This is a genomic window from Streptomyces kaniharaensis, assembly GCF_009569385.1.
GTDB lineage: Bacteria > Actinomycetota > Actinomycetes > Streptomycetales > Streptomycetaceae > Kitasatospora > Kitasatospora kaniharaensis.
On sequence record NZ_WBOF01000003.1, the window covers coordinates 609526 to 636361 of the forward strand.

Below are 26836 nucleotides of genomic sequence, written 5' to 3' on the forward strand. Positions count from 1 at the left end.
GCCGCCACCGCGCTCTGTAATGGGGCGGGTTCCGAGGCCGTCCGGGCCGCCGCCGCGCGTGGGAAGGGGGCCGATGCACGAGATGTCGATCGCCGTCGCTGTCGTCGAGCAGGTGGAGGCGGCCGCGCGCGAGCACGGGATGCCCGGGGTGGCGCGGGTGCGGCTGCACGTCGGCGAACTGGCCGGCGTGGTCCCGCAGGCGCTCGACTTCTGCTTCGAACTGGCCTGTGCCGGAACGCTGGTGGAGGGGGCGGTGCTGGAGGCCGAGTCCGTCGCGGCGCGCGCCAGATGCCGTGCCTGCGCGGTCGAGTGGGCGGTCGGCATGCCGCCGGACCTGGGCTGCCCGAGCTGCGGCGGCGGCAGTGTGGAGCTGCTGTCCGGACGCGAGCTGCAGATCCTCGACGTCGAGTGGGCCGGGCTCCCGGATGTCCGGGCCGGTCAGGAAGGCTGATGCCGATGTGTCGCACGGTGGATCTCCGTCAGGCGGTCCTCGCCCGCAACGACGGCAGCGCACGGGAGTTGCGCGCGGCGCTGGCCGCGCGCGGCACGGTGGCGGTGAACCTGCTCTCCAGCCCCGGCAGCGGCAAGACCGCGCTGCTGGAGGCCGAATTGGGCCTGGCACGGCGGCGCGGGGTACCGGTCGCCGCGCTGACCGCCGACCTCGCCACCGAGAACGACGCTCTCCGGCTGGCCCGTTCGGGTGCGCCGGTGAAGCAGGTGCTCACCGACGGGCTCTGCCATCTGGAAGCCGTGATGCTCGCCGGACACCTGACCGGCTGGCTGCCGGACGACACCCGGCTGCTGTTCGTGGAGAACGTCGGCAACCTGGTCTGCCCGGCCTCCTACGACCTCGGTGAGTCACTGCGGGTGGTGCTGGCGTCGGTGACCGAGGGCGAGGACAAGCCGCTCAAGTACCCGACCGCGTTCGGGCTGGCCAACCTGGTGCTGGTGACCAAGGCCGACCTGGCGGCGGCGGCCGAGTTCGACGAGGCGGCGTTCCTGGCGAACGTCGCCCGGGTGAACCCCGGCGTGGAGGTGGTCCTCACGTCCGCCCGTACCGGGCAGGGCGCGGGCGTGCTGCTGGAACGCGCCCTGGCCGTCCTGGACGGCGCCGAACCGCACCGGCCGGTGATGGCCGCCGCCCAGGATCATGGGCACGGTCACGGGCTGCATCACCACGAGCCCGTCGTGGTGCGGGACGGCTCGTGACCGCCGGTCAGGAGGTCCCGGGCGTCGAACGGCGGCGGGTCGCCGTCCGCGGTCTGGTCCAGGGCGTCGGCTTCCGGCCGTTCGTCTTCACGCTGGCCCGCGAGCTCGGGCTGGCCGGCAGCGTCACCAACACCGGCGAGGGCGTGCTCGCCGAGGTCGAGGGCAGCCGTGAGGCCGTGGCGGCCTTCTGCCGCCGGGTGGCCAGCGACGCGCCGCCGCTGGCCCGGGTGACCTCGGTCGAGGCCGCGCTGCTGGCCACGACCGGCGTCGACGGATTCGCGATCGTCCCCTCCCGCGCCGACGGTCCGCGGGCGACGCTGATCCCGCCGGACGTCGCCGTCTGCGCCGACTGCCTCGCCGAACTGGCCGACCCCGCCGACCGGCGCCACCGGCACCCGTTCATCAGCTGCACCAACTGCGGCCCCCGGCACACCATCGTCACCAACCTGCCCTACGACCGGGCCGGCACCACCATGGCCGGCTTCCCGATGTGTGCCGACTGCACCCGGGAGTACACCGACCCGGCCGACCGCCGGTTCCACGCCCAACCGGTCGCCTGCCACGCTTGCGGCCCGAAGCTCTCCCTGGCCGTGCTCGGGCGCGCCGCGCTGGAGCGCGAGGCCGCTCTCACCGAGGCGCGGCGGATGCTGGCCGCCGGAGCGATCCTCGCCGTCAAGGGCATCGGCGGCTACCACCTGGCCTGCGACGCCCGCAACGCCCGCACCGTCGCCCTGCTCCGGCAGCGCAAGCGGCGCGACGCCAAGCCCTTCGCCCTGATGGCCCGTGACCTGCCCACCGTCGAGGCCCTGGTGGCGGTCGGCCCCGTCGAACGGGAGCTGCTCACCGGCCCGGTACGGCCGATCGTCCTGCTGCGGCGAACCCGCCCGCTGCCGCCCGAGCTCCGGGCGGCAGCGCCGCGCACCCCGGACCTCGGCGTGATGCTGCCCTACGCACCGCTCCACCACCTGCTGCTCGCCGCGCCCGGCCCGGACCTGCTGGTGATGACCAGCGCCAACCTCTCCGGCGAGCCGATCGTCACCGACGACCACGAGGCGCTGACCAGGCTCGCCCCGCTCGTCGACGGCTGGTTGACGCACGACCGCCCGATCCACGTGCCCTGCGAGGACTCGGTGGTCCGCGTGGTGGACGGCGAGCTGCTGCCGCTGCGCCGCTCCCGGGGCTACGTACCGCTGCCGCTCCCCCTGCCGGTGCCGGTCCGTCCGGCCCTGGCCGTGGGCGGCGACCTGAAGAACACCTTCGCGCTGGCCCGGGACGGCTACGCCTGGCTGTCGGGCCACCTCGGCGACATGGACGACCTGGCCACGCTGTACGCCTTCGACCGCGCGGTCGAGCACCTCACCGCGATCAGCGGAGTGCGGCCCGAACTCGTGGCCGCCGACCGGCACCCCGGCTACCGCTCGGTCCGGCACGCCGAGCGGACCTACGCCGGGCGGCCGCTCCACCGGGTGCAGCACCACCACGCGCACATCGCCGCGGTGATGGCCGAACACGGCCTGGACGGGAGCCGACCCGTCCTCGGCCTCGCCTTCGACGGCACCGGCTACGGCGAGGACGGCGCGGTCTGGGGCGGCGAGGTCCTGCTCGCCGACTACGCCGGATTCCGCCGCCTGGCCCACCTCCGGTACGCGCCGCTGCCCGGCGGCGACGCGGCGGTGGAACGGCCGTACCGGGCCGCGCTGGCGCACCTGCGCGCCGCCGGACTCCCCTGGCCCCCCTGGCTGCCGCCCGTTTCGGCCTGCCGGGACGACGAACTCAGGCTTCTGGAGCAGCAGTTGGCACGCGGACTGAACTGTGTGCCGACTTCCAGCATGGGCCGGCTGTTCGACGCGGTGTCCTCACTCGCCGGGATCTGCCACCGGGCCGGGTACGAGGCCCAGGCTGCCATCGAACTGGAGGCCGCGGCCGTCGAGTTCGGCCCGGCACCGGGGTACGCCTTCGGCCTGCGGCCGGAGTCGGACGGCTGGCTCGCCGAACCCGCCCCGGTGCTCGCCGAGGTGGTGGCGGACCTGTCCGCCGGTGCGCCCGCCGGGCTGGTCGCCGCACGCTTCCACGCCGCGGTGGCCGATTTGGTCCGACGGGTCTGCGCGGCCGTCCGGGACCGGTACGGCACCGGCACGGTAGCGCTCAGCGGCGGCGTCTTCGCCAACGCGCTGCTCTCCTCGGCCTGTGCCCGCGGCCTGGGAGAGGACGGCTTCACCGTGCTGCGGCACCGCCGGGTGCCGCCCAACGACGGAGGACTGGCGCTCGGCCAGCTGATGGTGGCCGCCCGGTCGTCGGCCACCCGGAAGGAGTGAGAGCGGATGTGCCTGGCGGTGCCCGGCAGGGTGACGGAGATCGCGGAACGCGACGGGACCCGGATGGCGGTCATGGACTTCGGCGGGGTGGTCAAGGACGTCTGCCTGGAGTACCTGCCCGACCTCGCGGTCGGCGAGTACGCCATCGTGCACGTCGGCTTCGCGCTCCAGCGCCTGGACGAGGAGTCGGCCCGGCGCACGCTCGAACTCTTCGCCGAACTCGGCATGTTGCAGGAGGAGTTCGGCGATCCGTGGGAAGCGGCGGCGCGAGCGGACGAGGAGGCCGGACGGTGAAGTACCTCGAGGAGTTCCAGAATCCGGAGCTGGCGAGCGGACTGCTCGCCGACATCAGGGCGACGGTCACCCGGCCGTGGGCGCTGATGGAGGTGTGCGGCGGGCAGACGCACACCATCATCAGGCACGCTATCGACCAACTCCTGCCGGACGGCGTCGAGTTGATCCACGGCCCCGGCTGTCCCGTGTGCGTCACCCCGCTGGAGATGATCGACCGAGCGCTGGCGATCGCCGCGCGGCCCGACGTCGTCTTCTGCTCCTTCGGCGACATGCTGCGGGTGCCCGGCACCGACCGCGACCTGTTCCGGGTCCGCGGCGAGGGCGGCGACGTCCGCGTCGTGTACTCGCCGCTCGACGCCCTGCGGATCGCCCGGGACAACCCCGACCGGGAGGTCGTCTTCTTCGGCATCGGCTTCGAGACCACCGCCCCGCCGAACGCCATGGCCGTCCACCAGGCCAGGAAGCTGGGCATCCGCAACTTCAGCATGCTCGTCTCGCACGTCCGGGTGCCGCCGGCCATCGAGGCCATCATGGCCTCGCCCGACTGCCGCGTGCAGGGCTTCCTCGCCGCCGGCCACGTGTGCAGCGTGATGGGCACCGCCGAGTACCCGGCGCTGGCCGAACGCCACGAGGTCCCGATCGTCGTCACCGGCTTCGAGCCGCTGGACATCCTGGAGGGCATCCGGCGCACCGTACGGCAGTTGGAGCGCGGCGAGCACGCCGTCGAGAACGCCTACGCGCGGGCCGTCCGCCCGGAGGGCAACCCGGCGGCCCGGGCCATGCTGGAGGACGTGTTCGAGGTGACCGACCGCGCCTGGCGCGGTATCGGCGTCATCCCGCAGAGCGGCTGGCGGCTCTCGGAGCGCTACCGCGACCACGACGCCGAGCACCGCTTCGACGTCACCGGCATCACCACCCGCGAACCCGCGCAGTGCCGCAGCGGAGAGGTCCTGCAGGGCCTGCTCAAACCCCACCAGTGCGAGGCCTTCGGCACGACCTGCACCCCCCGCACCCCGCTCGGCGCCACCATGGTGTCCAGCGAAGGGGCCTGCGCCGCGTACTACCTCTACCGGCGGCTGAGCACGCCGCCCGCTCCCAAGGAGGCGAGCCGCGTTGGCTGACACCGAGACCCTCTCCGGGACGGCCGTCGAGCCGCCCGCCGCACCGGACTTCTCCGGCTGGAGCTGCCCACTGCCGCTGCGCGACCATCCCCGCGTGGTGATGGGGCACGGCGGGGGCGGAGCGATGTCCGCCGAGTTGGTGGAGAACGTCTTCGCGCCCGCCTTCGGCGGCCGGACCCTCGCGACACTCGGCGACTCCGCCGTCGTGGAACTGGGCGGCGCCAGACTCGCCTTCTCCACCGACTCCTTCGTCGTTCGCCCCCTCTTCTTCCCCGGCGGCAGCATCGGCGACCTCGCCGTCAACGGGACCGTCAACGACCTCGCCATGAGCGGCGCCCGGGCCGCCTACCTGTCCTGCGGCTTCATCCTGGAAGAAGGCGTGGAGATGGCCGTGGTGGACCGGGTGGCCCGAGCACTCGGCGCCGCCGCCCGCAGGGCCGGGGTCGAGGTGGCCACCGGCGACACCAAGGTGGTCGAGGCCGGTCACGGCGACGGCGTGTACCTCAACACCGCCGGCATCGGGCTCGTCCCGGCCGGGGTCGACATCAGGCCGCAGCGCGCCGTTCCCGGGGACGTGGTGATCGTCAGCGGGGCGATCGGCCTGCACGGGGTGGCGATCATGAGCGTCCGCGAGGGCCTGGAGTTCGGGGTGGAGATCGAGAGCGACTGCGCGGCGCTCGGCGGCCTCGTCGACGCGATGCTGGCCGTCACCCCCGACCTGCACGTCCTGCGCGACCCCACCCGGGGCGGGCTGGCGGCGGCGCTCAACGAGATCGCGGCGGGGGCAGGCGTGGGCGTGGTGCTGAGCGAACGCGCAGTCCCCGTCCCGCCGCAGGTGGCCAACGCCTGCGCCGTCCTCGGCCTCGACCCGATGTACGTCGCCAACGAGGGCAAGCTGGTCGCCTTCGTCCCGCGCCGGGAGGCGGACGCGGTACTCGCCGCCATGCGGTCCCACCCACTCGGCACCGAAGCGGCCGTGATCGGCGAGTGCGTCGCGGACCACCCCGGCATGGTCGTCGCCCGCACGGCGTTCGGCGGCACCCGCGTCGTCGACCTCCCGATGGGCGAGCAACTGCCGCGAATCTGCTGAACTGTGGACGCGATCGGGCCGGGCCGCTCGGCCGGCGGTCGGGGACCGAACGGCCCTCGACCGCCGTGCCCGCGACGCGAAGAATCGCATCCATGGAACCCGACCACACCCCCACCGCGGACGCTCTGCTGGACGAGCGGCACTGCCGGCGTCTTCTGGCAGGTGCCTCGGTCGGCCGCGTGGTCTACACGGTCGGCGCCCTGCCGGCCGTGCTGCCGATCCGCTACCGGCTCGGCTGGGACGGCAGCGTGCTGCTGCGCGCCGCCGCCCGGTCCGAACTGGTGCGGGCGGTCTCCGGCGCGCTGGTGGCGTTCGAGGCCGGGGAGGTCGACGAGACGGACGGAACGGGCTGGAGCGTGACCGTGCTGGGGCGCGCGGACGTCTCGGCCGTCTCCGAGGACCCCACCGCCGGGTCGGCGGCCCCGCAGGCCCAGCCGCCCGGCCAGGTCTCGATCCGGATCCGACCCGAACTGGTCACCGGCCGCCTCCTGCCCTGACAGGGTGCGGGATCAGGCCGGGCTCCGACTGGATCAGGCCCGGCTCAGACGGTCAGCGGCGCCGACCACAGCACCGGGGTACCGCCTCCCGCCGGGCAGCCCAGCTCGAACGACCCGCCCAGCCTCTCCGCCCGCACCGTTCCGGTGCCGGCCACGGGCACGGAGACGTCGGCGAGGTCCGCCCCGGTGATCTCCCGCGCCCGCTGCGCTATCAGCTCCAGCACTTCCGAGCGCGAGCTGCCGGACAGCAGCGCCCGGGTGATCTCGGCGCTCGCGCTCAGCCAGCGCTGCTGGCGCTGGGCCTCCTCGTACAGCCGGGCGTTGTCGATCGCCACTCCGGCGGCCACGGCCAGCGTGGAGATCACCGCCTCGTCGTCGGCGTCGAACTCCTCCCCGCCCCGGGCGCCGCGACCGGCGGGGTGGGCGGCGGCGGGCGGCGCTATGGTCGGGGCATGGGACGATGCGAAGCGGTGCTGCTCGACATCGACGGCGTGCTCACGGTGGACTGGAAGCCGATCCCGGGCGCCGTGGCAGCCCTGCGGGAGCTCCGCGCCGACGGTGTGCCGTACGTGCTGCTGACCAACACCACCTCGCGCACCAGGCGTTCGATCGCCGAGACGCTCGCGGAGGCGGGGTTCCCGGTCGGCGTCGAGTCGGTGCTCACGGCGCCCGCCGCCACCGCCGAACGGCTCTCGGGCCTGCGCTGCCTGCTGCTCAACAGCGGCGACATCCGCGAGGACCTGGCCGGTCTCGAACTGGTCGATGATCCGGACGATGCCGAGGTGGTGCTGATCGGCGGGGCGGGGCCAGAGTTCGGGTACCGGGCGCTCGATCGGGCCTTCGCCGCGCTCCAGGGCGGAGCCCGGCTCGTCGCGATGCACCGCAACGCCTACTGGCGCACGGGGGAGGGACTGCGGCTCGACAGCGGCGCCTTCGTCGCGGGGCTGGAGCACGCGGCGGGCGTGCGGGCCGAGGTGCTCGGCAAGCCGGCCGAGGCGTTCTTCGCCGCCGCCCTCGCGCACCTGGGCGTCGCCGCGGCCGAGGCGGTGATGGTCGGCGACGACATCGAGTCGGACGTACTCGCCGCCCAGCGCCACGGGATCACCGGCGTGCTCGTCCGCACCGGCAAGGCGGCGTCGGGCGCTCCGCGACAGGGGAACGGCGAACCGGACCACGTGCTCGACTCGGTGGCGTACCTGCCGGAGCTGCTGTTACGGCTTCGACCCGCGTGAGAGGGAATCCTGCGGTGGCGTCACGCTTGTAGGGCGGCCAGGCGCCGGCGGGCCAGGTCGAGGGAGCGACCGCGGCGGGGACCGTCCTGCCAGGGGTTCTCCTTGAGGAGCCGGTCGACCGTCGCGATGGTCCAGCGCTGCGCGGTGAGGTCCGGGTCGTCCACCTCGGCCCAGGCGACCGGTGCGGCGACGGGGGCGCCGGGCAGGGCCCGTACGGCGTAGGGGGTGACGGCGGTCTGCGCGTAGACGTTGCGCTGGGTGTCCAGGTAGAGCCGGCCGCGGCGGGCGTTCTTCCTGGCCTCGGTGGTGAGCCGGTCGGGGTGGCGTGCGGCCAGGAGTTCGGCCAGGTCGCGGGCGAAGGCACGGACGTCGTCGAAGGGGGCCTGACGGTCCAGCGGAACGAGGACGTGCAGCCCGCGGGATCCGGTGGTCATGACGGTGGACGGCAGCCGGAGCTCGTCGAGGAGTTCGTGGAGCAGGCAGGCAGCCTCGCGAACCGGGGTGAAGTCCTCGCCGGTGGGGGTCCCCCCGCCGAAGGCCGGGGGAGGGTCGAGGTCGAAGACCAGCCGGTCGGGGTGGTCCGGTCGGTCGGCGCGGGAGAGGAACCGGTGCGGGGTGATGCACGCCTGATCGGCCAGGTAGAGCAGGGTGGCGGTGTCGTCGCAGACGGCGTACGTGACGGTGCCGTCCTGCTTGGGCAGTTCGGCCCGGTGGATCCACTCCGGGAAGTGGTCGGGGACGTCCTTCTGCATGAAGCCGGGGTCGTCGATGCCGTCGGGGTGGCGTTCCAGCATCAGCGGCTGGCCGCGCAGGTGCGGCAGCATCCGGCGGGCGACGGCCCGGTAGTAGTCGGCCAGCTCGGCTTTGGTGATGCCGTCCTCGGGGAACAGCACCTTGTCCGGGCGGCCGAGGTCGATGGTCCGGCCGCCGGAGCGCAGCTTCTTGGTGGTGGTCATCGCTCCTCCCCGGAGGGTTTCGTGCGGGAGGGGTTCACGCCGGGAGGCTGCTCGTCATGACGCACCGCCGGCCGCTTCGGCGGCCTGCTTGAGGGTGTGCCCGGTGCGTGCCGAGCGAGCCCTGGTCGGGGCGGGCGTGCCGTCGGTGGAGGCGTCGGCGTCCGCGTGCTTGACCAGGAGCCAGGCTTCCCGCTGCCCGGCCCGGTCGCTGCGGATGCGGGTGAGGGAGTAGCCGCCGTGCAGCTTGTGTCCGTACAGGCGGAAGGAGGCGTGTCCGCTGTCGAGGGCGTCGGCGAACGGGACGTCGTGGCCGTCCCGGTCGGTGGAGAGGTTGCGGTACGTGCCCTCGTCCCAGACGATCACGGTGCCCGCGCCGTACTCGCCCTCGGCGATGACGCCCTCGAACTCGCGGTACTCCAGCGGGTGGTCCTCGGTGGGCATGGCGAGGCGCCTGTCGTGCGGGTCGCGGGACGGTCCCTTGGGGACGGCCCAGGACTTCAGCACGCCGTCGACCTCCAGGCGGAAGTCGAAGTGCATCGCCGTCGCGTCATGGATCACGGCACCATCACCACCAGCACGGGCCCGGTGGCGAAGGCCATGGTGCTGCCGTCGGGAAGGGTGAACGACGTGCCTGCTGCCGGGTCGGGCCGGCTCCAGTGGACGCTCCACGCCCTGCCGTCGCGCAGCACCTCCGCCTGGCCCGAGCCGGTGCTCTGCGTGAACACCTCGTTGTCCGGGTGCCCGGCGTTGAAGTCGGTGAACAGGCCGGGAACGATGCTGACGTGCTGGACGACGACCGTCGCGGTACCCGACCACGCCGCATGGCCGTCCACGGTGACGTCGTACGCGCTGCCGTTGAAGCGCACGCCGATGGACGCGGCCGGCAGGTGCCAGGTCATGGTGCCGAGCGCGCTGCCGCCACCGGGTGCGGCGCCGAACACGAAGCCGGGGGAACGGGCGGCCACGGACGGGAACCGGCCGAGGATCTGGTGCGGGTCGATGAAGGTGGGGTCGACGGCGTGGTTGGTGAACGCCCCCGGGTCGTTGAACGGGGTCACGTTCTGCAGGTCCGCCTTGTCGAGGAGCGGGAGGAGCCCGCTGATGGCGCCGCTGTAGGCGAGATCGAGGCGCCCGTACTGCTGGAGCAGCGGGATGTCGGTCTGCCGGGCGGAGCGCACGGGACCGATCATGGCGGGCAGGTGGTTCGCGTCGTACACGGCGAGGAACCGGGACAGGCCGCCCTCGACCTCCACCCAGTACACGATGTCGGCCTCGGCGAGCCCCTGGTGGATCGCCTGGACGTGCGCGCCCACGTTGTCGATCTTCACCGCGAGGGCGTTGCCCGCCGTGCCGACGTTGTCGAGCGGGTTCGAGGGCTGCTGCGCGGGCGGAGACGGGCTCGGCGTCGGCGACTGGCTCGGCACCGGCGTGGCGGGCGCCGTCTGCGCGGGCGGTACGGAGCCAGAGCTGCTGCATCCTTGGACGGCGGCCAGCCCCATCGCGGCCCCGACCACGGCGAGTGACACCTCTGCCCTCGCACGCCTGCTCGGACCGGCGGACCGGGCTGCCGCCGGACGGGCGGTGCTGCGGATGTTCACCGAAGCCCCTTGTCGACCTTCTCGAGTCATCGGACGGCCGCCGGCTGCCGCAGCAGAACCCGCGACCGTCCTGCCCGATGACCTCGCACCGGTGCCCCGCGCCGCCATCCGGAACAGGGACGGGACTCATCAGGCTCACCGTTCAACCAACGCCTGCCCACGCCACGCAGGGTGAAACGGACCAGAGACCGTCGCCGACCTCCTGTCCGGCCAGAAGCCCCTCCCCCCCAAACTCTGCCGGGCCCGTGCGTAAGATCGGCGCCCGTGCCCTTCACGTTCAGCCATCCCGCCGCCGTTCTCCCCCTCCTCCGTCACGGCCGTGGCCGGGGGCGCATGATCGGGTCGGCACTCGTGTTCGGGGCGATGGCGCCGGACACGCCGTACTTCGCCGGCGCCTTCGCCTGGGGCGACCTCGCGCACCGGTGGTGGGCGGTGCCCACCCTCGATGTGGCGATCACCCTGGCACTGGCCGCGGTGTGGCAGCTGGTGCTGCGAGCACCGCTGATCGGCCTGCTGCCCGTTCGCTGGGCGGGCGCGGCCGAGCGGCTGACCGGTCCTTCCGACCGCCGGATCCGCTGGTCGCGGGCCCCGTGGTTCGCGCTGTCCGCGGCGCTCGGCGCGGCCACGCACGTGTTCTGGGACGCCTTCACCCACCCGGGCCGCCTCGGCACGCGGGTGTTCCCGGTGCTCACGACGGCCCGGATCCTGGGCGAGCCGCTCTACGCCGCGCTGCAGTACGGCACCTCCGCGATCGCTCTCGTGCTGCTCGGCTGGCATGCGGTACGGGAGTTGCGCCGCGCGGCGGCAGACGGCGGCCGACCGGTGCGGGTGGCGACGGCGGCCGTCCGCCGGAGGGTGCTTTGGCTGACGCTGGCCGCGGCCGTGCTGGGCGCGGCGTACCGGTTCGCCGGGTGGGGGCAGCCCGGTATGCCGCTGCTCTCCCTGATCCCGGTGGTCGCGTTCGGTGCGGTCGCCGGTGCGGGCGGCGCGCTGGTGCTGTACGCGCTGGCGGCTCCTCGGCGGGGGTGAACTGCCGCCCTGGACGGCTACGAGCGAGCGCCGGGTACTGCGGCCCCCGAGGGCATCGCCCGCCGGGCGGATCGCCGAGGGTGTACAGCGGGCCGGCCCGTTCCGGTTCACTCCACCAGCTCCACTGAGCCGGTGACGGGGCGGCGGCCTCCACCGGACGGGGCCTCCGCGGGCGCGTCCGACCGTGTCTGCCCGGGTTCGGGCGCGGCGTTGCGTACGGTCGGTCGACGACGTCGCCGCCCAACCCCGGCCGGCGGACCGTGCGAACCCCGTCGTAGGAGGCCCGCAGCCGTGCAACGCAAGTGGTGGACCCTGATCGCCGTCTCGGTCGCGACGTTCATGCTGCTGCTCGACATCACGGTGGTCAACGTCGCCCTGCCGTCCATCCGCAAGGACCTGGGCGCGAGCTTCACCGACCTGCAGTGGGTGTTCGACGCCTACGCCCTCTCGCTGGCCGCCCTGGTGCTGACGGCCGGTTCGCTGGCCGACCGGCTCGGGCGGCGCCGCGCCTTCGCCGCGGGGCTGGTGATCTTCTCCATCGCCTCGCTGCTCTGCGCACTGGCGCCGAACCCGGTCTTCCTCAACGTCTCCCGTGCGGTGCAGGGGGTCGGTGGCGCGGTGATGTTCGCGGTCTCGCTGGCCCTGGTCGCGCAGGAGTTCCCACCCGGCCGCGAGCGCGGCACCGCGATGGGCGTCTACGGGGCGACGATCGGGGTGGCCGTCGCCGTCGGGCCGCTCATCGGCGGGGCGCTCACGAGCTCGCTCGGCTGGGAGTCGATCTTCTACCTCAATGTGCCGATCGGCGCCGCGGCCCTGGTCGTCACCTACCTCAAACTGGCGGAGAGCCGCGACCCCAACGCCACCCGGATCGACTGGGCCGGGGTCGCGGCCTTCAGCAGCGCGCTGTTCCTGCTCGTCCTCGCGCTGGTGCGGGGCAACGCCGAGGGCTGGGGCAGCGGGCTGATCGTGGGTCTGTTCGTCGGCGCGGCCATCCTGCTCCTCGTCTTCGTGCTGATCGAACGCCGCGTCCCGGAGCCGATGCTGCCGCTCGGGCTGTTCCGCCGGCACGCGTTCACCGGAGTGCAGTTGGCCGCGTTCGCGGTCTCCAGCTCGCTGTTCGCCCTCTTCCTCTATCTGACGCTGTACCTGCAGAACTACCTCGGGCTCTCACCGTTCGCGGCGGGTGTGCGCTACCTGCCGATCACCGTGATGAGCTTCCTCGTGGCGCCGGTGGCCGGAGCCCTGCTCTCCCGGGTACCGGCCCGGCTGATGCTCTGCGTCGGCCTCGTCGCGGTCGGCGCGGGCATGCTGCTGATGGGCGACATCCAGCCCGACGACACCTGGACCGGCCTGCTGGCCGGGTTCCTCGTCGGCGGCGCGGGCGTCGGTCTGATCAACCCGGTGATCGCCGACGTCGCGGTGAGCGTGGTGCCCAAGGAGAAGAGCGGCATGGCGGCCGGCATCAACGACACCTTCCGGCAGGTCGGCATCGCGGTCGGCATCGCCGTCTGGGGGGCGATCTTCGTCGGCCGGGGCTCCCACAAGGTGCGCGAGCTGGCGGCGGGCACGCCGATCGCGGAGGGAGCCCACCCGCGCGAACTGATCGAGGCCGCCTCCTCCGGCAGCCTGCCGCAGGCACTCGCCGCGATCCCCGAGCCGGCGCGCGCGGCCGCGTCGGCGGCCGCCCGGGCCGGCTTCCTCGACGGCATGAACATCGTGCTGTTGCTCGGCGGGCTGGTCAGCCTCGTCGGCGCCGCCCTCGCGCTCTGGCTGGTCCGCGAGAACGAGATCGACCGCCAAGAGGCATAGGTCCGCACTGCAGCGGTGCGTTCCCGGCCGCCTTCGTGCACCGGGATCAGCACGTCGTCCAGGCCCAGCAGCAGCTGCACGGCCTCGTCAGCGGCATCATCGCCGAAGCCGCCACGGTCGGCGCGGTCCGCGACGACGTCTCCGCCGACGAGCTGGCCGACTACTGCCTGCACGCACTGTCCGCAGGCGGCCTGCCCTCGGAGGCCGCCGTCCATCGTCTCGTCGACGTCACCCTCGCCGGACTCCGGCCATCGAGTTGAGGACCGTGGCGACAGGCCGAGCGAGCGTCTCGGCCGGACGGCCGCCGATGAGCTGTTGCCGGTGCCGCATCTTCCGTAGAACCAGCCGGACTGTCAGCACGAGGGCTCCGGGCTGGCGCCGAGCGAGCGTTGCCTAATGCGGCGCTAGAAGCCCGGCGCGTGGGAGTCGTTCACGTACCAGAGCGCCGCCGTGTACCAGACCAGCGCGATCGCGAGGACGAGGGCTCCGCCGGCCACGGGCAGCGCCCAGCCGGGCAGCCGGCGGTGCCGGACCACGATCACCTTGGCGACGAAGGCCCCGTAGAGAAAACAGGCGCTCAGCGAGTGCAGGGTGGTGCGGGCGTCGGTCAACTGCACCCCGTAGGCGACCAGGCAGTGCCGGGCGATCGGCAGGGAGAGCAGGAAGGCGGCGAGGCCGCCGAGCCGGTGGATCCGGCCGACAGGCCGCGGCGCTGCCCCCAGGCCGGGTAGTCGGCCGTACAGCCAGAGGGCGAGCAGCAGCTGGATCAGGGCGAGGCCGAGCAGGGCGGTGCCCAGCTCGGCCTTCAGCTGCTGGGCCTCGCCGTAGCGGGCGCCGAACAGGCTGGTGGCGAGATCGGGAGTGTGTGCACGACCGAACCAGTACACGCCGACCACCGCGGCGATCGGCGGGAGCGCCCAGAGCACGGCCCGAACCGTCCGCCCACGAGCCGTCCGAGCGGGCATCGGGCGCTCACTGCCGGTCATCGGATCAGTCGCCCTCGACCTTGTTGCCGGCCGGGTTCACGACGTACCACTTGGCGCCGAAGGCGGTGGATTCCTCGCCGTTGGTGTCGCCCTGGGCCTTGTCGCCCTGGAAGTTGTAGAGCGGGTGGCCGTTGTAGACGATCTGGGTCTTGCCGTCGGTGCGGGTGGTCGTGGACAGCTTGCTCTGGTCGGCGCCGTGGGCGGCGGTCGGTGCGCCCGTGGTGAGGGCGGGCGGCCAGGCCGTGGCGCAGTCGCCGTAGCAGGTGGAGGTGGCCGAGGTGTCCTTCTCGAAGAGGTAGAGGGTCCTGCCCTGGGAGTCGACCAGGATCTCGCCGAGCTTGCCGATGGGTGCTGCCGCGACGATCGCCCCGCCGCCCGCGCCGGCCGAGGCGCTCGCGGACGCGCTCTCACTGGCACTGGGCGACGCGCTCGGGGAGGCACTTGCCGACGGCGTCACCGCGGGGGACGGGCTCGCTTGGCTGGTGGTCGATTTGCTGCTGGAGCAACCGCCGCACACCGCGGTGAGCACGGTGACGACGGCGAGCGAGACAGCCGCCAGGCGGCGCTGATGCATGGGATCCTCCGGCGGATCGACGGGGTTCGGTGGCACCACTACGGCCCGTACGGCCTGGCGCGGCCTCGGCGGCGCACCGGTTATTCAGCGCGACGGGGGACGCAGATGCGGCCGGACGGGCGATGGCGCGAGGCGGGTGAGTGATCACCGCTGACGACTTTCGGTCGTCGATCGCTTCCGTACCCTCTACGACACCGGCGCCGCCTGCGCCGCGGTGGTAGGCACTGTCCACTTCCCGCTCTCGACGGCTGACACCGCGGCAGCCGGGGTCGCGCGGCGCGAGGTGAGTACGTCGCTCAGGGCCTGTTCGAAGAAGGGCTCGGGGTCGGCGAGGGTGAAGTCCAGGTGACCGAAGACCTCCAGGGCGACGAGGCCGTAGATGCGGGTCCAGGCCTGGACGAAGCGGTTGAGGACGGGCAGCGGGATGTCGTCGGTGAGGTGTTCGCGCAGGTCGTCGTACTGGGTCCACCAGGCCGGGACGGACTCATCGGCGGCGGGCGGGGGAACGGTGCCCTCGCGCCACAGTTGGGTCATCAGGCCGAGGAAGACCTGACCGAAGCGCCAGCCCGCGTCGTGTGCCGGGTCCTCCGGGGCGGTTCCGGCGTCCGCGATGGGCTTGCCGAAGAGCAGGGTGAACTCGCTGCGATGTGCCAGCGACCAGCGACGCAGGGCGCGGGCGGCTGCGGCGAGCCGGTCCGCGGTCGGCGCGTCGGCGTGGGCATCGCGGGCGGCTTCGAGGTCGGCGGCGAGGTCGCGGTAGAGGTCGGCGACGACGGCCTGGACGAGGGCGCGGTGGTCGGGGAAGTAGCGGCAGACCCCGGGTGCGGTCATGCCGACCTCGCGGGCGGTGGCGCGCAGGGTGAGCGCGGCCGGGCCGTCGGCGGCGAGCAGGTGCCGGGCGGCGGTCAGGATCTCCGCAGTCGTCTGCTCGCGCTGGCGCTCGCGGCGGGTGAGCGGCTGGTCGGGCATCCCGTCTCCACTTGACTTTGCTGACACTGTCAGCTGTAGCGTCTAGAGTCGCGGCAGCCGGTCCGCCGGTCTCGGAGGGCGCCGTTCGTCGAGCCAGAACAGGTAGACGCGGAGGTGCTCGGCCAACTCGCCGTCGAGGCAGGCGGCGTACTCCCGGGCGGTGGCGGCCGCGCCCTGCCCCAAGGCTGGCCTTGCGCCGGGGCGGCCGGTCCGGCGTCGGTTCCGGACCGGCCGCCCCGGGTGGCGGCCGCTTCCCAGCAACTCGCGATCCTGCGCCGTACCGGGCTGGTCACCTCCCGCCGGGAGGGCGCCACCGTCCTCTACCGCCTCACCACCCCCGAGGTTGCCGACCTCCTGACGGTCGCCCGATCCATCCTCGGCACCCTTCTCACCGACCGCGCCCGACTCCTCGACGAGCTTCGCGGCGAGGGCGGCTCCACGCACCCCCAGTTGTAGGATCTCGCGGGTTCCGCCCCAGCGGGCCGCGGCCGGGCTCCCGGACGGCGATCCCATCCGCCGCCGCAGGGCAATAGGTCGATCGGCCCTGTCGTCCACACCTGGCGCCACGACAGAATGACCAGGCCATGACATCCAGGGCCAGCCGGCTGTCGGCACGCTGTGGACGGAGGCGGTCGCCTGAGCGACATCGCGGTCGACGGCGGCCCGGGCCTCGGTGCCACCGACGGACGGGAGGGATACAGAAGCATGGCCTCAAGGGGCGGCAGCAACTCTCTGGCTCAGGTGCCGGATCAGAGCGTGGTGGAGGACATGCGCCGGATGTACCTGGCGGGCGCCCCGGTGCGCGAGATCGCGGAAAGCTACGGGACGTCGTACGGATTCGTCCACCGGGTGCTGTCCCGCGAGGGTGTGACGTTTAGGCCCAATGCCAGTGACTTAAGTTGTGTCCCGCTGGGTGATCGTGACGGTGGCCGGTTGGGGCGGTGGCCAGTTGCGGTGTTGGGCGCGTTTGAGGGGCCAGTTGGACATCTTGCGTTTGATGACGTGGGGGCAGGTCCGGTGGCGGCGTTCGGGCAGCAGGCGTTCGGCGATCTCAGCCAGGGTGCGGGTGAGTGCCCTGGCGAGTCTGCCGGGGGGAAAGTCCCGCCTGGGCGGGTACCTGGCGGCGTACAACCCGCAGGCTGCGGGTGAAGGACAGCCGGTCGGGGTCGATGCCCTGGTGCAGGGCGGCCTGGTGCATCAGCTGTCGGATCGCGTAGTGGACGAGCAGGAGGCCGTAGACCTCCTGCTCGACTCCCCACGGGTACTTGGAGCGCAGGACGAGCCTGGGGCCGCGCTGGTGGGTCTTGATCTCGTCCAGGGTGGTCTCGATCTCCCAGCGCTGGACGTAGAGTGCCGCGAGTTCGGCGGCTGGTGCCTCCTTCGGGTCCAGGAGGGTGGTGACCAGGCGGTAGACGGTTGCCTCGCCAGTGCGGGCCAGGGTGTACTCCACGACCCGCACCGTCACCGGGTTGCGGCGCGTCCCGCGGTCCCGCTCGGCGTGGATCGTGCTGAGGTAGGAGCCGTCGTCGAGCACCCGCGTCACCGGCAGCGCCGCGTTCTTCTTGACCCGCCACAGCAGGTCCGCGCCGGTGGCCCGCGCCTGCTGCCACAGCTCGAACCCGTAGAAGCCGCGATCGGCCAGCAGCAGCATCCCCGCCCGCAGGTGAGCGAACAACTGCCGGGACAGGGTCTGCTCGCTGACCGACAGCGGCCCCAACGCGGCGCCGAACACGGTGTGGGTGCCGCACTCCGCCAGCCCGACCAGCCTGGCCTGCGGGAACGCGCCGCTCCCGCGCCCTGATCCCGGCCGGCCGAAGAACTCGTCGTTGGCCTCGGTGTCCGCCAGGTCCAGCGTGGTCCCGTCCACCGCGACCGGCTGCCAGCGCCGGTACCAGGCACCCGCCGTCCCGGGCACCACCACCGGACGGCATACCCGCGCGAACAGCAGCCGCAAGGGCTCCGGGCCCAGCCGCCGGCGGGCCCGCCCGATCGCGGCGGTCGTGGGCACCCGCCACGACCGCCGCCCGTCCCCGAGCCCCTCACCCAGCAGCCGGGCGACCTCTTCATAGCCCTGCCCGAAGAACAGGCACATCGCCAGGACGAAGTACACGACCACCCGCGCCGGCAGCAGACGGCTGCGTTTCTCGCCCCGCCCGGTCTCGGCGATCACCTCATCGACCAGACCCGGCGGAAACGCCTGGGTCAGCACCCCGATCGCGATCCGGTCCGACAACCGCTCACCCGCAGGCGACTTGACCTGCCCCACCCTCGCCACACCACAACCAACGAGGCACGGACCACAAAGTCACTGGCATTGCGTTTAGGCCCAGAGGTGGTTCTCACCGGTGACGCGCCCGCGGGGAAGCCCGAGGTCCCGATCACGGACATGGGGTCGTTCGGCCCTTGTGGCAGCACTCGGCCAAGCGTGATCCTTGTCGCCGCGTGGACGGAGGTCCGCCGACAGCTGGCAGAAGGGCCGGGAAAATGGGCGAGGCGATCACGGTGAAGGCGTTCGACGGCCTTCCGGGCGAGATCCTGGCCGAGGCGCGTGCCCGGGTGGCAGCCGCAACGGCCACTGCCGGGGTGGGTACCTTGGTGGAATCGTTGCGGGTCCGGCTGGGAACAGCGGCCGACGGAGCACTGGCTCAGGTGAACGCCGAGGTCGACGGCCGCCGCATCCGCGTCCAGGAAGCGGCTGCCGAATTCGGCCAGTCGCTGGACCGGATGGCCCAGGCACTGCGCGGGCGGATCCGGGCCGCTACCGAGAGCTGGGTGCCGCATCCGTGGCCCCTGACGGCACGTCGGCGCGGTCCAGCCGTCGCGGCGGGCGGCGTGCCACGGATCGTGCGGGTCAAGGAGCCGACGCTGGTGTGGTGTTCCGCGGAGGCGGCGGCCCGGACGATGGACGCGATGGACTACGACATCCACCTGTTCACCGATCCGGCGACGGAGACCGACGCCGTCGTCTACCGCGTCGGCCCGACCGGCTACCGCCTCGCCCGCACCACCGCGGCCGCTCCGCCCCGCCGCGGCGCTGTGCCACTGACCGTCAGCCCGCACGGCGCGCCTCGCCTGACGGAGCGGCAGGCCGTCGACCGCCTGGTGTGCGCCGAACTGCCGTTCCTGTTCTTCGCGAACCCCGAGACCGGGCGCGGCCGGGTCCTCTACCGGCGCTTCGACGGCCACCTCGGCCTGATCGCGGGCGCGGCATGAACCGCGCGATGAACGACGAGGCGGTGCACGGCGCCGTGAAGGACCTCCAGCAGCACGATCGAGTGCCCCGGCAGATGGTGCCGCTGGACGAGGAAGAAGCGCTTCAATTGCTGGGCAGCGCCCCGTTCGGACGCGTCGTGTTCACCCGTCACGCTCTGCCGGCCATCCGTCCGGTCAACCACGTCGTCGTCGACGGCAGCATCGTCATCCGCACGCACGAGGGTGCGGCGCTCACGAACACGGTCACCGGTGAGCCCGGTGTCGTCGCCTACGAGGCGGACGCCATCGACCCGGTCAGTCGGCTCGGCTGGAGCGTGGTCGTCACCGGCTACGCCCATCTGGTCAGCGCCCCCGCGACGGCCGACGGCTACCGGTCGTTGCTGACCCCGTGGGTGGAGGGATCCATGGACCGCGTCGTACGGATCAGCCCCGACCTGGTCACCGGATTCCGGCTGGTCCGGGCGCAGCACTGACCTCCGACGCGGGTCAGTGCCGGTTGCCGAGGGCGAAGAGCAGGATCACGGGACAGCCCAACCAGGTCGCCACCGCGATCAGCCCGCTCCTCCGTTGCCGGTTGAGCAGCTGCTCCGCGGTGTTGGAGGCTGCGCCTTGCGGAGCTCCAGCCTCAGTCAAGGCGCCACTGAGCCCTCTTCGACGCGGCACCCGGGGAAAAGCCCGCGTCGCTCTTCCGGTTCCTGACCGCCACCGCCGACCAACTGCGCCGGTTCTCACGTGGTGGCGAGCGCGTGTCCCAGCAGCGACATCGCGTCGGGCATCACCCGCCGCCAGAAGCCATCCGTGTGCTCTCCGTCGGGGAACCGCGCCTCTCGCGCTCGCGCCTGCCGCGCGACCTGGCGGGCGGCAGGGCAGAACGGGTCCTCCTGGCCGCACCACACGCCGAGGGTGCCGACCTGGGTCCGGTCGAGGCGCAGTGTCGGCTCGTGGGCCTGCCAGTCCGCCTCGTCGGCGTACCCGCCGGTGGTGCGGGCGTCCGCCCAGGTGCGGAAGACGGCCGGGCTGAGCAGCGCCACGGCGTCGAGGTTGCGGCCGCTCTGCGTGCGCCCGGCAGCGTACTGCAGGGCGCCCGAACCGCCCATGGAGATCCCCATCGCGGCCCGCGGTGTGGGCAGTTGGCGGGCGTGCAGCCAGCCCGGGAGTTCTTCGCGGAGCATCGTCTGCGGGTCGTCGCCGTCACCGGCGGCGTGCTGGTGCCAGTACGTGGCGTCGCCGCCGTCCACCGCGACCACGGCGAAGGGCGGCACCCCGCCGTTGACCGCCGCCGCCAGGAACTGCGGCGTCCCCAGCGCCACCATGCCCTGCGCGTCGCTCCCGCGCCCGTGCAGCATCACGCAGACCGGCAGGTTCGTGCTCGCCACAGTGCCGGGCGGGAGCATGGTCACCATCGTGACCTCCCGACCCCGCGCCGCCGAGTGCACCTGCTCGACGCGCACCACTCCCGGCGCCACGTCCGGCACCGTACCGTCCGTCCCGGTCAGCCCCAACACCTTCTTCAGCTCCACCCCACCGGGCAGCCACCCGGCGAGCACCCCTCCCCCGGCGACAGCCCCGAGCAGGGCACCGCCTCCCACGACGCCGGCCCCGAGCCGCAGCAGGCGTCGCCGCGACACCGCACGGTAGACGGGATCCGCCGAGGGCTGCTCGGTGACGTTGTCGGTATGTGTGGTCATGTCTGTCGACCCTTTCGCCGTTCGGTTTCGTACGTGCGGCCGCAGGCAGGCGCCGCACAGTCCAAGCGCGTGAACATGCCCGCGGTCATGTGGTGCATGCAGCTGATGACCGCCCAGCCGGCCCGGCTCCGGCGACCAACACGACAGCCCCCAGCGCCACGGGCGGCACGCGGCGATCCGGAGCAGCGGCAGCAGGCCGGCAACAGCGGTGCCGGGTGGCGCGCACCGCAGGGCAGGCCTGGCTGTGCGGGTTTCGCCGGCGGGGTGCGGGTTCGCCGTCGGCGGGTTCGGCCCGGTCCCGTTGAAGATCGCGGGCGGCGAGGTCAGGCACGATCGAGCTGTTGACGGAAACCCGCAACCCCGGCGACGTGGCAGCGCAGGCACGGGTAGGCGGCGCTCCAGGCGCCGGCGAACGGTTGAGAAGCCGGAGCTGTGCACTGCGGGCAGTTGATTCGACTCATGTATCCCCCGTGGTCGGCCTGACGGCAGACGATCATGGCACAGGCCGCGCGGAAGCCGCGGGTCCGGCCAGGTCCAACGGCCATGACGCACCACAGCGGTGATGGGTCGCAGCGGGCGGCGGGCGGAGGTCAGGGAACGCCCCTCTGCTAGCATCCGCCCAGTTGAGACGGCAGATCAGGCAGGGCGGGAACGGATGCACGGCAGTGGGGGCGAGCAGCAGGGGACCACGGAGTCGCCTGGTCGCAGACGTACCCTCGCCATCGCCGCAGGAGCGTGCCTGCTGGGCATAACCGGCGTCAGCGGGCTGCTGCTGGTCTGCTCGCACGGGGCCGCGTCGGCCGTGCCGGAGGACGGTCCGAGCCCTGTGGCTTCGTCAACTGCCTTGCCCGGTACGCCGACTCCGGTGAGTCCCGCTCCGACCGCACCGTCCCCGGCCGCACCTTCCACGGCCGAGCAGAGCCCCTCCCCCGCCGAAACCCCGGCGGATCCTCAGACGGAAGCGGGGGCCACCCCGGAGCCGCAGACGCCCGCCCGCCCCAAGGCTCCGACCGCGAAGCCGGCCCCGGCCAGGCCCACAGCTGCGCAGGCCACGTCGGAGCCGCAGGCGCCCGCCCCGCCCAAGGCGCCGGCCGCGAAGGCGGTTCCCGACTGGACCGTGCCGCCGAGGCCGCCACTGCCGACGCTGCCTCCTGTGCCGACCTCGGCCTCCTGCCCACCCCTGCAGGCCATGACCTACATGGGCTGCCGCCCGATCGGCCCGGTGATCACGCTCCCCCCGGTGAAACCGACGGGCTGACCCGAGCGGCCCTCAGATTGACCCAACCGTGACGGCATCGGCTCACCGTCACCGTCCGTTCACCTCAATCCCTCCTCTCTCGCCCAACGGTCGCGCTGCGTGGCCGTCGGGCCGTCTGAGCTGCGGAGGTCTACCCCCGGCGGGATGGTGGGAGGTGGACGGCGTCCGCAGTCCGGCGGAGCGCCGGAACCGCAACCTTCCCCGGGACGTGGACATGGACCCGACCATCACCCCGGCAGACCTGACCGCTGCCGCCGACCCGGACACGTTCGGGAGCTACCTGACGAGCATCAAGCCCGAGCACGACCACATGGGCGGCCCGGACCACCATGCCGGCCGATCGTCCTCCATCCGTACGGCGGAGTTCGAGGGCCACCAGATCAAGATCGTCACCACCTACGAGGTCACCGTGGACGGCCGGCCGCTGAAGGCCGGACTCGACGTGGACGACGACGGGATCCTGGCCTGTCACGGCCTGCCCGCCTACCAGTTCTCCTCGGCACTGGACACCGTCCGCGAGCTGATCCGCAAGTTCCCCAAGTACTTCCCGAAGGACGAGTGAGATGCCTGTCGTCCGGAAGAACATCCTCACCGACGCGACCGCGCGGGACGACTACATCGAGGGCGTCCTCGCGCTCAAGCAGGAACGGACCAACTTCACCACCGACCAGCTCGGCGTCCCGGGGAACCCCGCACCGGTGTTCACCTACGACCTGTTCGTGATCTGGCACTGCTGGACCATGATGACCCCGATCCCGCCGGGCGGGGATCCGCTGAAGCGCAACGCCGCCCACCGCGGACCGATCTTCCTGCCCTGGCACCGGGTGATGCTCAGTCTGCTGGAGAGCAACCTTCAACGCGTTCTGAACAAGCCGGGCTTCGCGCTTCCCTACTGGGACTGGGCGGCCGACGGCGACCTCGGCTCGCCGACCAACGCCACCATCTTCACCGACGACTACCTGGGTGGGCAGAGCGACCCGGTCACCGGCACACCGGTCAGCACCGGGAAGTTCGCCTTCAACGCCGCCGATCCGAACACCTTCGCCATCCGCATCGAGAGTGATCCCAACGGGATGCCCGTTCAGACCGACCCCGTCCGTGGCCTGGAGCGGCTCTTCGCCACGGACTGGCCCACGCTGCCGACCAGCGGGGAGGTCAAGACCACGCTCGACTACTCGCCACCGGCCACCAGCACCAATCCGGCCGACCGCTACGACACTCCCAACTTCAACAGCGCCTCGCAGGGCTTCCGCAATCTGCTCGAGGGCTGGATCCCGAGGGATCCTCGAGGGCCCCACATGCACAACCAGGTGCACGTGTGGATCAGCGGCGACATGGCGCCCGGCACCTCCCCCAACGATCCCGTGTTCTTCCTCCACCACTGCAACGTGGACCGGATCTGGGAGAGCTGGATGAACCGCTTCGGCCGGCTCTACGTCCCCGACATGACCGCCCCGGCGGCGACGTTCAAGGGTGAGCGGATCGACGACCCGATCGTCTCCCCGCTCGGGACCTCCGCGACGCCGAGGTCGGTGCTCGACATCTCCTCGGTCTACACCTATGACGTCCTGCCCTGACGCCGTCGCAGCCGAAAAACCGTCACCGGCCGGAAACCGACAGGGGCGGAAGTCGAAATCGACTTCCGCCCCTGCGAGTTGGAGCGCCGGGCCTGAATCGAACAGACTTTTCCCACTGAAAGTGGGCGTGCTACCAATGCACCACCGACGCCTGACGGCCTGAGGTTCGATCACTTCCGCGATGTCGTCCCGCCGACATGGAAAACCTATCAGCGGATGATCAAAAGATGAAATCCGCACGGACCGGGCAGCCATGGGGGCCACGGGTCGCTTCGTCCGGGCCGATGCCGAGCAGGGCCACCGGCCCCGGGACGCAGGTCAGTTGTGTGGTGTGGCGAGGCTGGCGAGGTCGGCGGCGATTCGGTCGAGGCGGGTGCGGTCGAGGGTGTAGAGGACGTAGTAGCCCTCGCGGCGTGTGGTGGTCAGCCCGGCCTGGGTCAGTTGCTGGAGGTGGCGGGAGACCACTGACTGGGACAGACCGAGGAGGGTGGCGAGTTCCTGGGTACTGCGGCTCTGCCTGGCGAGGCAGGTGATGATCTGCAGGCGTGGGGCGGCTGCCAGGGCCTGTAGCGCGGTGAGGATTTCTGCCTGGCTGGCGGGCCGGGGTGCGGACGCGGGCGCGAGGGACAGGGCGGGATAGGTGATCCGCACAGGCCACGGCGAGTCACAGGTGACGCGCACGTGGGGCCAGACGTAGTGGCTGGGCGTGAAGGTCACCGGGCGGGCGGGGGTGACCGCGATGTCGTGGTCGTGCGGGCGGTCCAGGCGCAGGGTGCGCTGTGCGGGGTCGATGCGGATCTGCGGGACCAGGGTGCGGAGCATGGGGAAGACGCCGTGGTGGGCGATGTGCTGTCCGACGTGGGCGATCGCCTTGTGGAGGATGGGTTCGAGACGTCCCCATTCGGGGGCGAACGCGGCGCTCCAGTAGTCCTCGAGCGTCGTGAGCGCACCCTCCAGGACGGGGAGGGGGTCGGTGAGGACGTCACTCAGTTGTGCGGCTGTGTCAGGAGCGCTCTGGCGGAGTGCGGCGAGGGCCGCATCGCGGGTGGCGGCGTCTGCGACCAGGTCGGGTCCGTTGAAGCGGGTCGTGTCGACAAGGGTCTGGGCGAGTTCGGCGGCCAGCTGCGCGGGCGGCAGCGCGCGCACTGCCGCGACCTGCTGGTCGAAGTCCGCGTCCGGGTCGTCGGCCAGGGTTTCGAAGAAGGCCGGGATGTAGTCGGCCACCACGAAGCCGTGCTCGCGCAATCGTCGGCGAAGCGCAGCCGGCAGCCGGCGGCACCGCCGCACCCAGGGCACGTGCAGGGCGTGATGTCCCGGGGCGGTGAGCACGTGCCAGGAATGGACGGCTTCGAGCAGCGGCGAGAGCGAGAAGGCAAGGGCCTCCTCGGCCGTCTCGCTGAAGCGCAACGTAATCACGATTGCATGATCCCGCAATCAGTTGATCGAATCCCGGCGTGTCCATCAGGCTCACCGGGAGCAGGCATCGCCGGCCCCCTCTGCCGGGTTCCGCAGAGCCGGGTTCACCCGAATCGCCCCGTCGAAAGCCGCAGGCCGCGCATGAGCACACGCACAGCGCGACTCGCACGGTGCCGCTCCGGCACCGCCCCGACATGTTCCCGGAAAGGACCGGCCCGTGGCTTCCTCATCCAGCCTGCTGGCGTTCACCACAATGTGCTTCGTAGTGATCGTGGTCCCCGGACCGAGCGTCCTGTTCGTCATCGGCCGCGCTCTCGCCCACGGCCGCCGCACCGCGCTCGCCACGGTCCTGGGCAACCTCGTCGGCTGCTGCGCCCTGGTCATCGTCGTGGCCCTGGGGCTCGGCCCGGTGGTTCAGAGCTCGACCGCGGTGTTCACCACGGTGAAGCTCGCCGGATCCGCCTACCTCGTGTGCCTCGGTGTTCAGGCGATCCGCCACCGCAACCGGCTGCGCGCGGACATGACCGCGACGAAAGTCCAGCCACGGGGCGATGTGCGCACCGTCCTCGACGGCGTCCTCGTCGGCGCCACCAACCCGAAGGGCCTCGTCTTCTTCGCCGCGGTCCTGCCACAGTTCGTGGACCACGGCACCGGCAGTGCCACGCTCCAGATGATGATCCTCGGCCTGATCCCGGCCACGATCGGGCTGGTCTGTGACACTTCGTGGGCCCTTGGCGCCTCGGCCGCCCGCTCCTGGTTCGCCGGCTCCGACCGCCGTCTGGCGATGATCAGCAGTGCGGGCGGCACCGCACTGATCGGTCTCGGGCTCATCGTCGCCGCCACTCGCCACTGACTTCCACTAACCCGAGCCGCCCCGGGTGGGACCGCTCCCCAGCCGGACGCGACATGACCGGCCTGGCCACCGCATAGCGAGCGAAAGGCGGACGGCCGGGTGAACTTGTCCCCGCGGCCGTCCGCCATCGCTACGTCAGCCCTCTTCGGCGCGCGCGAGCAGCTGCGCGACCACGTCCTCGAAGTCGGCACAGATGTCCGGCCCCACCGGATCGAGGCCGTCCTCGGCGAAGCCACCGGCACCGTCCCCGCCGACCCGACCTGGCCGCAGCGCCTGCTGGACGTCCTCGGGCTGCTGCGGGAGCACATCCTCAAGGAACAGGACGGAGTCTTCCCAGCCGCCCTCGCCGCCCTGAGCGCGGCCGAGTGGGAAGCGGTCGAGGCCGTCCGCGAGCGAGTCGGCACCGCACTGCCGGGCCCCGTTCGCTGACGCTCCAGGGCTGGGCGGCCGCGCCGGCGTCGGTTCCGGAGCGGCCGCCCTGGTACGGCCGCTTCCGGCGGGCCGCAACAGTTCAAACCTTAGCAGTTGCTAAGATTGGCAACTGCGAGGAAGGGAATCGGGATGCGTATCTCACCGCGCCGGCGTGTGCAGGTGCCGCTCGCTCCGTTCGTGGTGCTGGATGCCTTGGGGCGTCCAGTGGCAAGAGGGCGGGGTCTGCGGACGCGGCTCGGGCGTCCCGGATCCCAGCCACCGATGGGTCGTCGGGGCCTCGCCTTGGCTCACCGCCGCCCCGCGTGTGCGGAAAAGGGGTGGCGGTGAGCATCCAATGGGAGCTGGAGCAGGGCGACGGCATCGGCCTGGTGCACATGTCCGGGTTCCTCGGTGACGAGGCCGTCCACCGGTTTGCCGGTGCGTTCGACTGGATCCGCGCCCGGTGCGCCGGGCCCATCGTCCTCGACCTCGCTGCGCTCCGAGGCTGGAGCAACGGCGGCGAGGGGGCCATCGTGCATGCGGCTGCTCTCCTCGCTCCGGAGCAGGGCCCGCTCGCGGTCTGCGGCTTGGGTGAGCGGAGCGCGCCGCTGCTGCTCACCTCTCACGGCCTCGGCTTGATCCGTCTCTATCCGGACATCGCCGCAGCGGTCACCGCCATAGCGGCGAGTTGATCTATGTGCGGGCGGAATTGCTAGAGTCACACGTGATGATGTCCTGCCT

32 protein-coding genes, 1 tRNA gene and 1 pseudogene are annotated in these 26836 nt (G+C 72.3%); 20 read left to right on the forward strand and 14 right to left on the reverse strand.

The features are described 5' to 3' along the window. Nucleotides 1–73 precede the first annotated feature (73 nt). The 7 genes from hypA to F7Q99_RS33880 all read left to right on the forward strand — a co-directional run bounded on the left by hypA (nucleotide 74) and on the right by F7Q99_RS33880 (nucleotide 6526). The gene (gene hypA / locus F7Q99_RS33850; RefSeq protein WP_153468947.1) at nucleotides 74–451 is read left to right on the forward strand and encodes a hydrogenase maturation nickel metallochaperone HypA; all 378 of its coding nucleotides are present in this window, start codon (nucleotides 74–76) and stop codon (nucleotides 449–451) included. A 5-nt stretch (nucleotides 452–456) separates the two neighbouring features. Then, nucleotides 457–1209 carry a hydrogenase nickel incorporation protein HypB gene (hypB, locus tag F7Q99_RS33855; protein WP_153469583.1) on the forward strand — a complete coding sequence of 251 codons (753 nt, stop codon included), beginning with the start codon at nucleotides 457–459 and terminating at the stop codon, nucleotides 1207–1209. Next, complete coding sequence (gene hypF, locus F7Q99_RS33860; RefSeq protein ID WP_326847449.1) at nucleotides 1206–3524, forward strand: carbamoyltransferase HypF; 2319 nt, start codon at nucleotides 1206–1208, stop codon at nucleotides 3522–3524. The genes hypB and hypF overlap by 4 nt, the downstream gene beginning before the upstream one ends. Nucleotides 3525–3530: 6 nt before the next feature. Next, nucleotides 3531–3818, forward strand: a complete 288-nt coding sequence (locus F7Q99_RS33865) for a HypC/HybG/HupF family hydrogenase formation chaperone (RefSeq protein WP_153468950.1) — start codon at nucleotides 3531–3533, stop codon at nucleotides 3816–3818. Next, nucleotides 3815–4939: a hydrogenase formation protein HypD gene (hypD, locus tag F7Q99_RS33870; protein WP_326847450.1), complete on the forward strand. Its 1125-nt coding sequence runs from the start codon at nucleotides 3815–3817 to the stop codon at nucleotides 4937–4939. Before F7Q99_RS33865 ends, hypD begins: the two co-directional genes overlap by 4 nt. Next, nucleotides 4932–6029, forward strand: a complete 1098-nt coding sequence (hypE, locus tag F7Q99_RS33875; protein ID WP_326847451.1) for a hydrogenase expression/formation protein HypE — start codon at nucleotides 4932–4934, stop codon at nucleotides 6027–6029. Before hypD ends, hypE begins: the two co-directional genes overlap by 8 nt. Before the next feature lie 92 nt (nucleotides 6030–6121). After that, nucleotides 6122–6526, forward strand: a complete 405-nt coding sequence (locus F7Q99_RS33880) for a pyridoxamine 5'-phosphate oxidase family protein (RefSeq protein WP_153468953.1) — start codon at nucleotides 6122–6124, stop codon at nucleotides 6524–6526. A 125-nt stretch (nucleotides 6527–6651) separates the two neighbouring features. Here the strand turns inward: F7Q99_RS33880 and F7Q99_RS33885 are convergent. After that, nucleotides 6652–6927: pseudogene (locus tag F7Q99_RS33885) on the reverse strand (histidine kinase); the annotation flags it as partial. A gap of 51 nt (nucleotides 6928–6978) precedes the next feature. Between F7Q99_RS33885 and F7Q99_RS33890 the strand changes: the two are divergent. Further along, nucleotides 6979–7758 (forward strand): HAD-IIA family hydrolase, encoded by a 780-nt coding sequence (locus F7Q99_RS33890; protein ID WP_153468956.1) that lies wholly within the window; start codon nucleotides 6979–6981, stop codon nucleotides 7756–7758. Nucleotides 7759–7778: 20 nt separating this feature from the next. On the opposite strand, the gene ligD is transcribed toward F7Q99_RS33890, so the two are convergent. The 3 genes from ligD to F7Q99_RS33905 are packed head-to-tail and all read right to left on the reverse strand — an operon-like array spanning nucleotide 7779 to nucleotide 10312. After that, nucleotides 7779–8714, reverse strand: a complete 936-nt coding sequence (ligD, locus tag F7Q99_RS33895; protein WP_153468959.1) for a non-homologous end-joining DNA ligase — start codon at nucleotides 8712–8714, stop codon at nucleotides 7779–7781. A gap of 54 nt (nucleotides 8715–8768) precedes the next feature. Continuing rightward, nucleotides 8769–9272 carry a DNA polymerase ligase N-terminal domain-containing protein gene (locus F7Q99_RS33900; RefSeq protein WP_326847452.1) on the reverse strand — a complete coding sequence of 168 codons (504 nt, stop codon included), beginning with the start codon at nucleotides 9270–9272 and terminating at the stop codon, nucleotides 8769–8771. After that, nucleotides 9269–10312, reverse strand: a complete 1044-nt coding sequence (locus F7Q99_RS33905) for a DUF3048 domain-containing protein (RefSeq protein ID WP_195911363.1) — start codon at nucleotides 10310–10312, stop codon at nucleotides 9269–9271. The genes F7Q99_RS33900 and F7Q99_RS33905 overlap by 4 nt, the downstream gene beginning before the upstream one ends. A gap of 264 nt (nucleotides 10313–10576) precedes the next feature. Here F7Q99_RS33905 and F7Q99_RS33910 point away from each other — a divergent pair, with 264 nt between their 5' ends. From F7Q99_RS33910 to F7Q99_RS33920, 3 genes are all read left to right on the forward strand, one after another. Beyond that, entirely contained in the window at nucleotides 10577–11341 is a 765-nt protein-coding gene (locus tag F7Q99_RS33910; RefSeq protein WP_195911364.1) for a DUF4184 family protein, read from the forward strand. A 291-nt stretch (nucleotides 11342–11632) separates the two neighbouring features. Next, nucleotides 11633–13150, forward strand: coding sequence for an MFS transporter (locus F7Q99_RS33915; RefSeq protein WP_326847453.1), 1518 nt, complete (start codon nucleotides 11633–11635; stop codon nucleotides 13148–13150). 35 nt (nucleotides 13151–13185) lie between these two features. Further along, nucleotides 13186–13410 (forward strand): SbtR family transcriptional regulator, encoded by a 225-nt coding sequence (locus F7Q99_RS33920; protein ID WP_153468967.1) that lies wholly within the window; start codon nucleotides 13186–13188, stop codon nucleotides 13408–13410. Between the two features lie 144 nt (nucleotides 13411–13554). On the opposite strand, the gene F7Q99_RS33925 is transcribed toward F7Q99_RS33920, so the two are convergent. The 4 genes from F7Q99_RS33925 to F7Q99_RS33940 form a co-directional block, all read right to left on the reverse strand. Beyond that, a complete protein-coding gene (locus F7Q99_RS33925; RefSeq protein ID WP_326847454.1) occupies nucleotides 13555–14076 on the reverse strand; it encodes a DUF6529 family protein in 522 nt (173 codons plus the stop codon). 64 nt (nucleotides 14077–14140) lie between these two features. After that, complete coding sequence (locus F7Q99_RS33930) at nucleotides 14141–14710, reverse strand: COG4315 family predicted lipoprotein (RefSeq protein ID WP_153468973.1); 570 nt, start codon at nucleotides 14708–14710, stop codon at nucleotides 14141–14143. Between the two features lie 186 nt (nucleotides 14711–14896). After that, nucleotides 14897–15679, reverse strand: a complete 783-nt coding sequence (locus tag F7Q99_RS33935) for a TetR/AcrR family transcriptional regulator (protein WP_153468976.1) — start codon at nucleotides 15677–15679, stop codon at nucleotides 14897–14899. A gap of 42 nt (nucleotides 15680–15721) precedes the next feature. Further along, nucleotides 15722–15862 (reverse strand): hypothetical protein, encoded by a 141-nt coding sequence (locus tag F7Q99_RS33940; protein WP_153468979.1) that lies wholly within the window; start codon nucleotides 15860–15862, stop codon nucleotides 15722–15724. A gap of 57 nt (nucleotides 15863–15919) precedes the next feature. On the opposite strand from F7Q99_RS33940, the gene F7Q99_RS33945 reads away from it, so the two are divergent. Next, nucleotides 15920–16135 (forward strand): helix-turn-helix transcriptional regulator, encoded by a 216-nt coding sequence (locus tag F7Q99_RS33945; protein ID WP_153468982.1) that lies wholly within the window; start codon nucleotides 15920–15922, stop codon nucleotides 16133–16135. Between the two features lie 249 nt (nucleotides 16136–16384). After that, nucleotides 16385–16828, forward strand: a complete 444-nt coding sequence (locus F7Q99_RS42035) for a helix-turn-helix domain-containing protein (protein ID WP_407697902.1) — start codon at nucleotides 16385–16387, stop codon at nucleotides 16826–16828. On the opposite strand, the gene F7Q99_RS33950 is transcribed toward F7Q99_RS42035, so the two are convergent. After that, nucleotides 16731–17954, reverse strand: coding sequence for an IS4 family transposase (locus tag F7Q99_RS33950; protein WP_326847156.1), 1224 nt, complete (start codon nucleotides 17952–17954; stop codon nucleotides 16731–16733). The two genes, F7Q99_RS42035 and F7Q99_RS33950, sit on opposite strands and share 98 nt — an antisense overlap. Before the next feature lie 209 nt (nucleotides 17955–18163). Here F7Q99_RS33950 and F7Q99_RS33955 point away from each other — a divergent pair, with 209 nt between their 5' ends. Together F7Q99_RS33955 and F7Q99_RS33960 are read left to right on the forward strand one after the other, a co-directional pair. Continuing rightward, the gene (locus F7Q99_RS33955) at nucleotides 18164–18892 is read left to right on the forward strand and encodes a sigma 54 modulation/S30EA ribosomal C-terminal domain-containing protein (RefSeq protein ID WP_153468985.1); all 729 of its coding nucleotides are present in this window, start codon (nucleotides 18164–18166) and stop codon (nucleotides 18890–18892) included. Nucleotides 18893–18900: 8 nt separating this feature from the next. After that, on the forward strand, nucleotides 18901–19365 hold the full coding sequence (locus F7Q99_RS33960) for a pyridoxamine 5'-phosphate oxidase family protein (protein ID WP_153468988.1): 465 nt from the start codon (nucleotides 18901–18903) through the stop codon (nucleotides 19363–19365). Nucleotides 19366–19378: 13 nt separating this feature from the next. On the opposite strand, the gene F7Q99_RS33965 is transcribed toward F7Q99_RS33960, so the two are convergent. The 3 genes from F7Q99_RS33965 to F7Q99_RS33975 all read right to left on the reverse strand — a co-directional run bounded on the left by F7Q99_RS33965 (nucleotide 19379) and on the right by F7Q99_RS33975 (nucleotide 21771). Further along, nucleotides 19379–19525, reverse strand: a complete 147-nt coding sequence (locus tag F7Q99_RS33965; protein WP_153468991.1) for a hypothetical protein — start codon at nucleotides 19523–19525, stop codon at nucleotides 19379–19381. A 95-nt stretch (nucleotides 19526–19620) separates the two neighbouring features. After that, on the reverse strand, nucleotides 19621–20580 hold the full coding sequence (locus F7Q99_RS40625) for an alpha/beta hydrolase (RefSeq protein WP_195911366.1): 960 nt from the start codon (nucleotides 20578–20580) through the stop codon (nucleotides 19621–19623). A 951-nt stretch (nucleotides 20581–21531) separates the two neighbouring features. Then, entirely contained in the window at nucleotides 21532–21771 is a 240-nt protein-coding gene (locus F7Q99_RS33975) for a hypothetical protein (RefSeq protein WP_153468996.1), read from the reverse strand. A gap of 281 nt (nucleotides 21772–22052) precedes the next feature. On the opposite strand from F7Q99_RS33975, the gene F7Q99_RS33980 reads away from it, so the two are divergent. Next, entirely contained in the window at nucleotides 22053–22400 is a 348-nt protein-coding gene (locus F7Q99_RS33980) for a hypothetical protein (protein WP_153468999.1), read from the forward strand. A 1-nt stretch (nucleotide 22401) separates the two neighbouring features. Next, nucleotides 22402–23415 (forward strand): tyrosinase family protein, encoded by a 1014-nt coding sequence (locus F7Q99_RS33985; RefSeq protein ID WP_153469002.1) that lies wholly within the window; start codon nucleotides 22402–22404, stop codon nucleotides 23413–23415. Between the two features lie 79 nt (nucleotides 23416–23494). On the opposite strand, the gene F7Q99_RS33990 is transcribed toward F7Q99_RS33985, so the two are convergent. Together F7Q99_RS33990 and F7Q99_RS33995 are read right to left on the reverse strand one after the other, a co-directional pair. After that, nucleotides 23495–23566: transfer RNA gene (locus F7Q99_RS33990), tRNA-Glu, on the reverse strand. A gap of 167 nt (nucleotides 23567–23733) precedes the next feature. Continuing rightward, entirely contained in the window at nucleotides 23734–24831 is a 1098-nt protein-coding gene (locus F7Q99_RS33995) for an ArsR/SmtB family transcription factor (RefSeq protein ID WP_153469005.1), read from the reverse strand. 217 nt (nucleotides 24832–25048) lie between these two features. Between F7Q99_RS33995 and F7Q99_RS34000 the strand changes: the two genes are divergently transcribed. From F7Q99_RS34000 to F7Q99_RS34010, 3 genes are all read left to right on the forward strand, one after another. Further along, entirely contained in the window at nucleotides 25049–25684 is a 636-nt protein-coding gene (locus F7Q99_RS34000; RefSeq protein ID WP_326847455.1) for a LysE family translocator, read from the forward strand. Between the two features lie 99 nt (nucleotides 25685–25783). After that, complete coding sequence (locus tag F7Q99_RS34005; RefSeq protein ID WP_230211140.1) at nucleotides 25784–26113, forward strand: hypothetical protein; 330 nt, start codon at nucleotides 25784–25786, stop codon at nucleotides 26111–26113. A 326-nt stretch (nucleotides 26114–26439) separates the two neighbouring features. After that, entirely contained in the window at nucleotides 26440–26787 is a 348-nt protein-coding gene (locus F7Q99_RS34010; protein ID WP_326847456.1) for an STAS domain-containing protein, read from the forward strand. The last annotated feature ends 49 nt before the right edge of the window (nucleotides 26788–26836 follow it).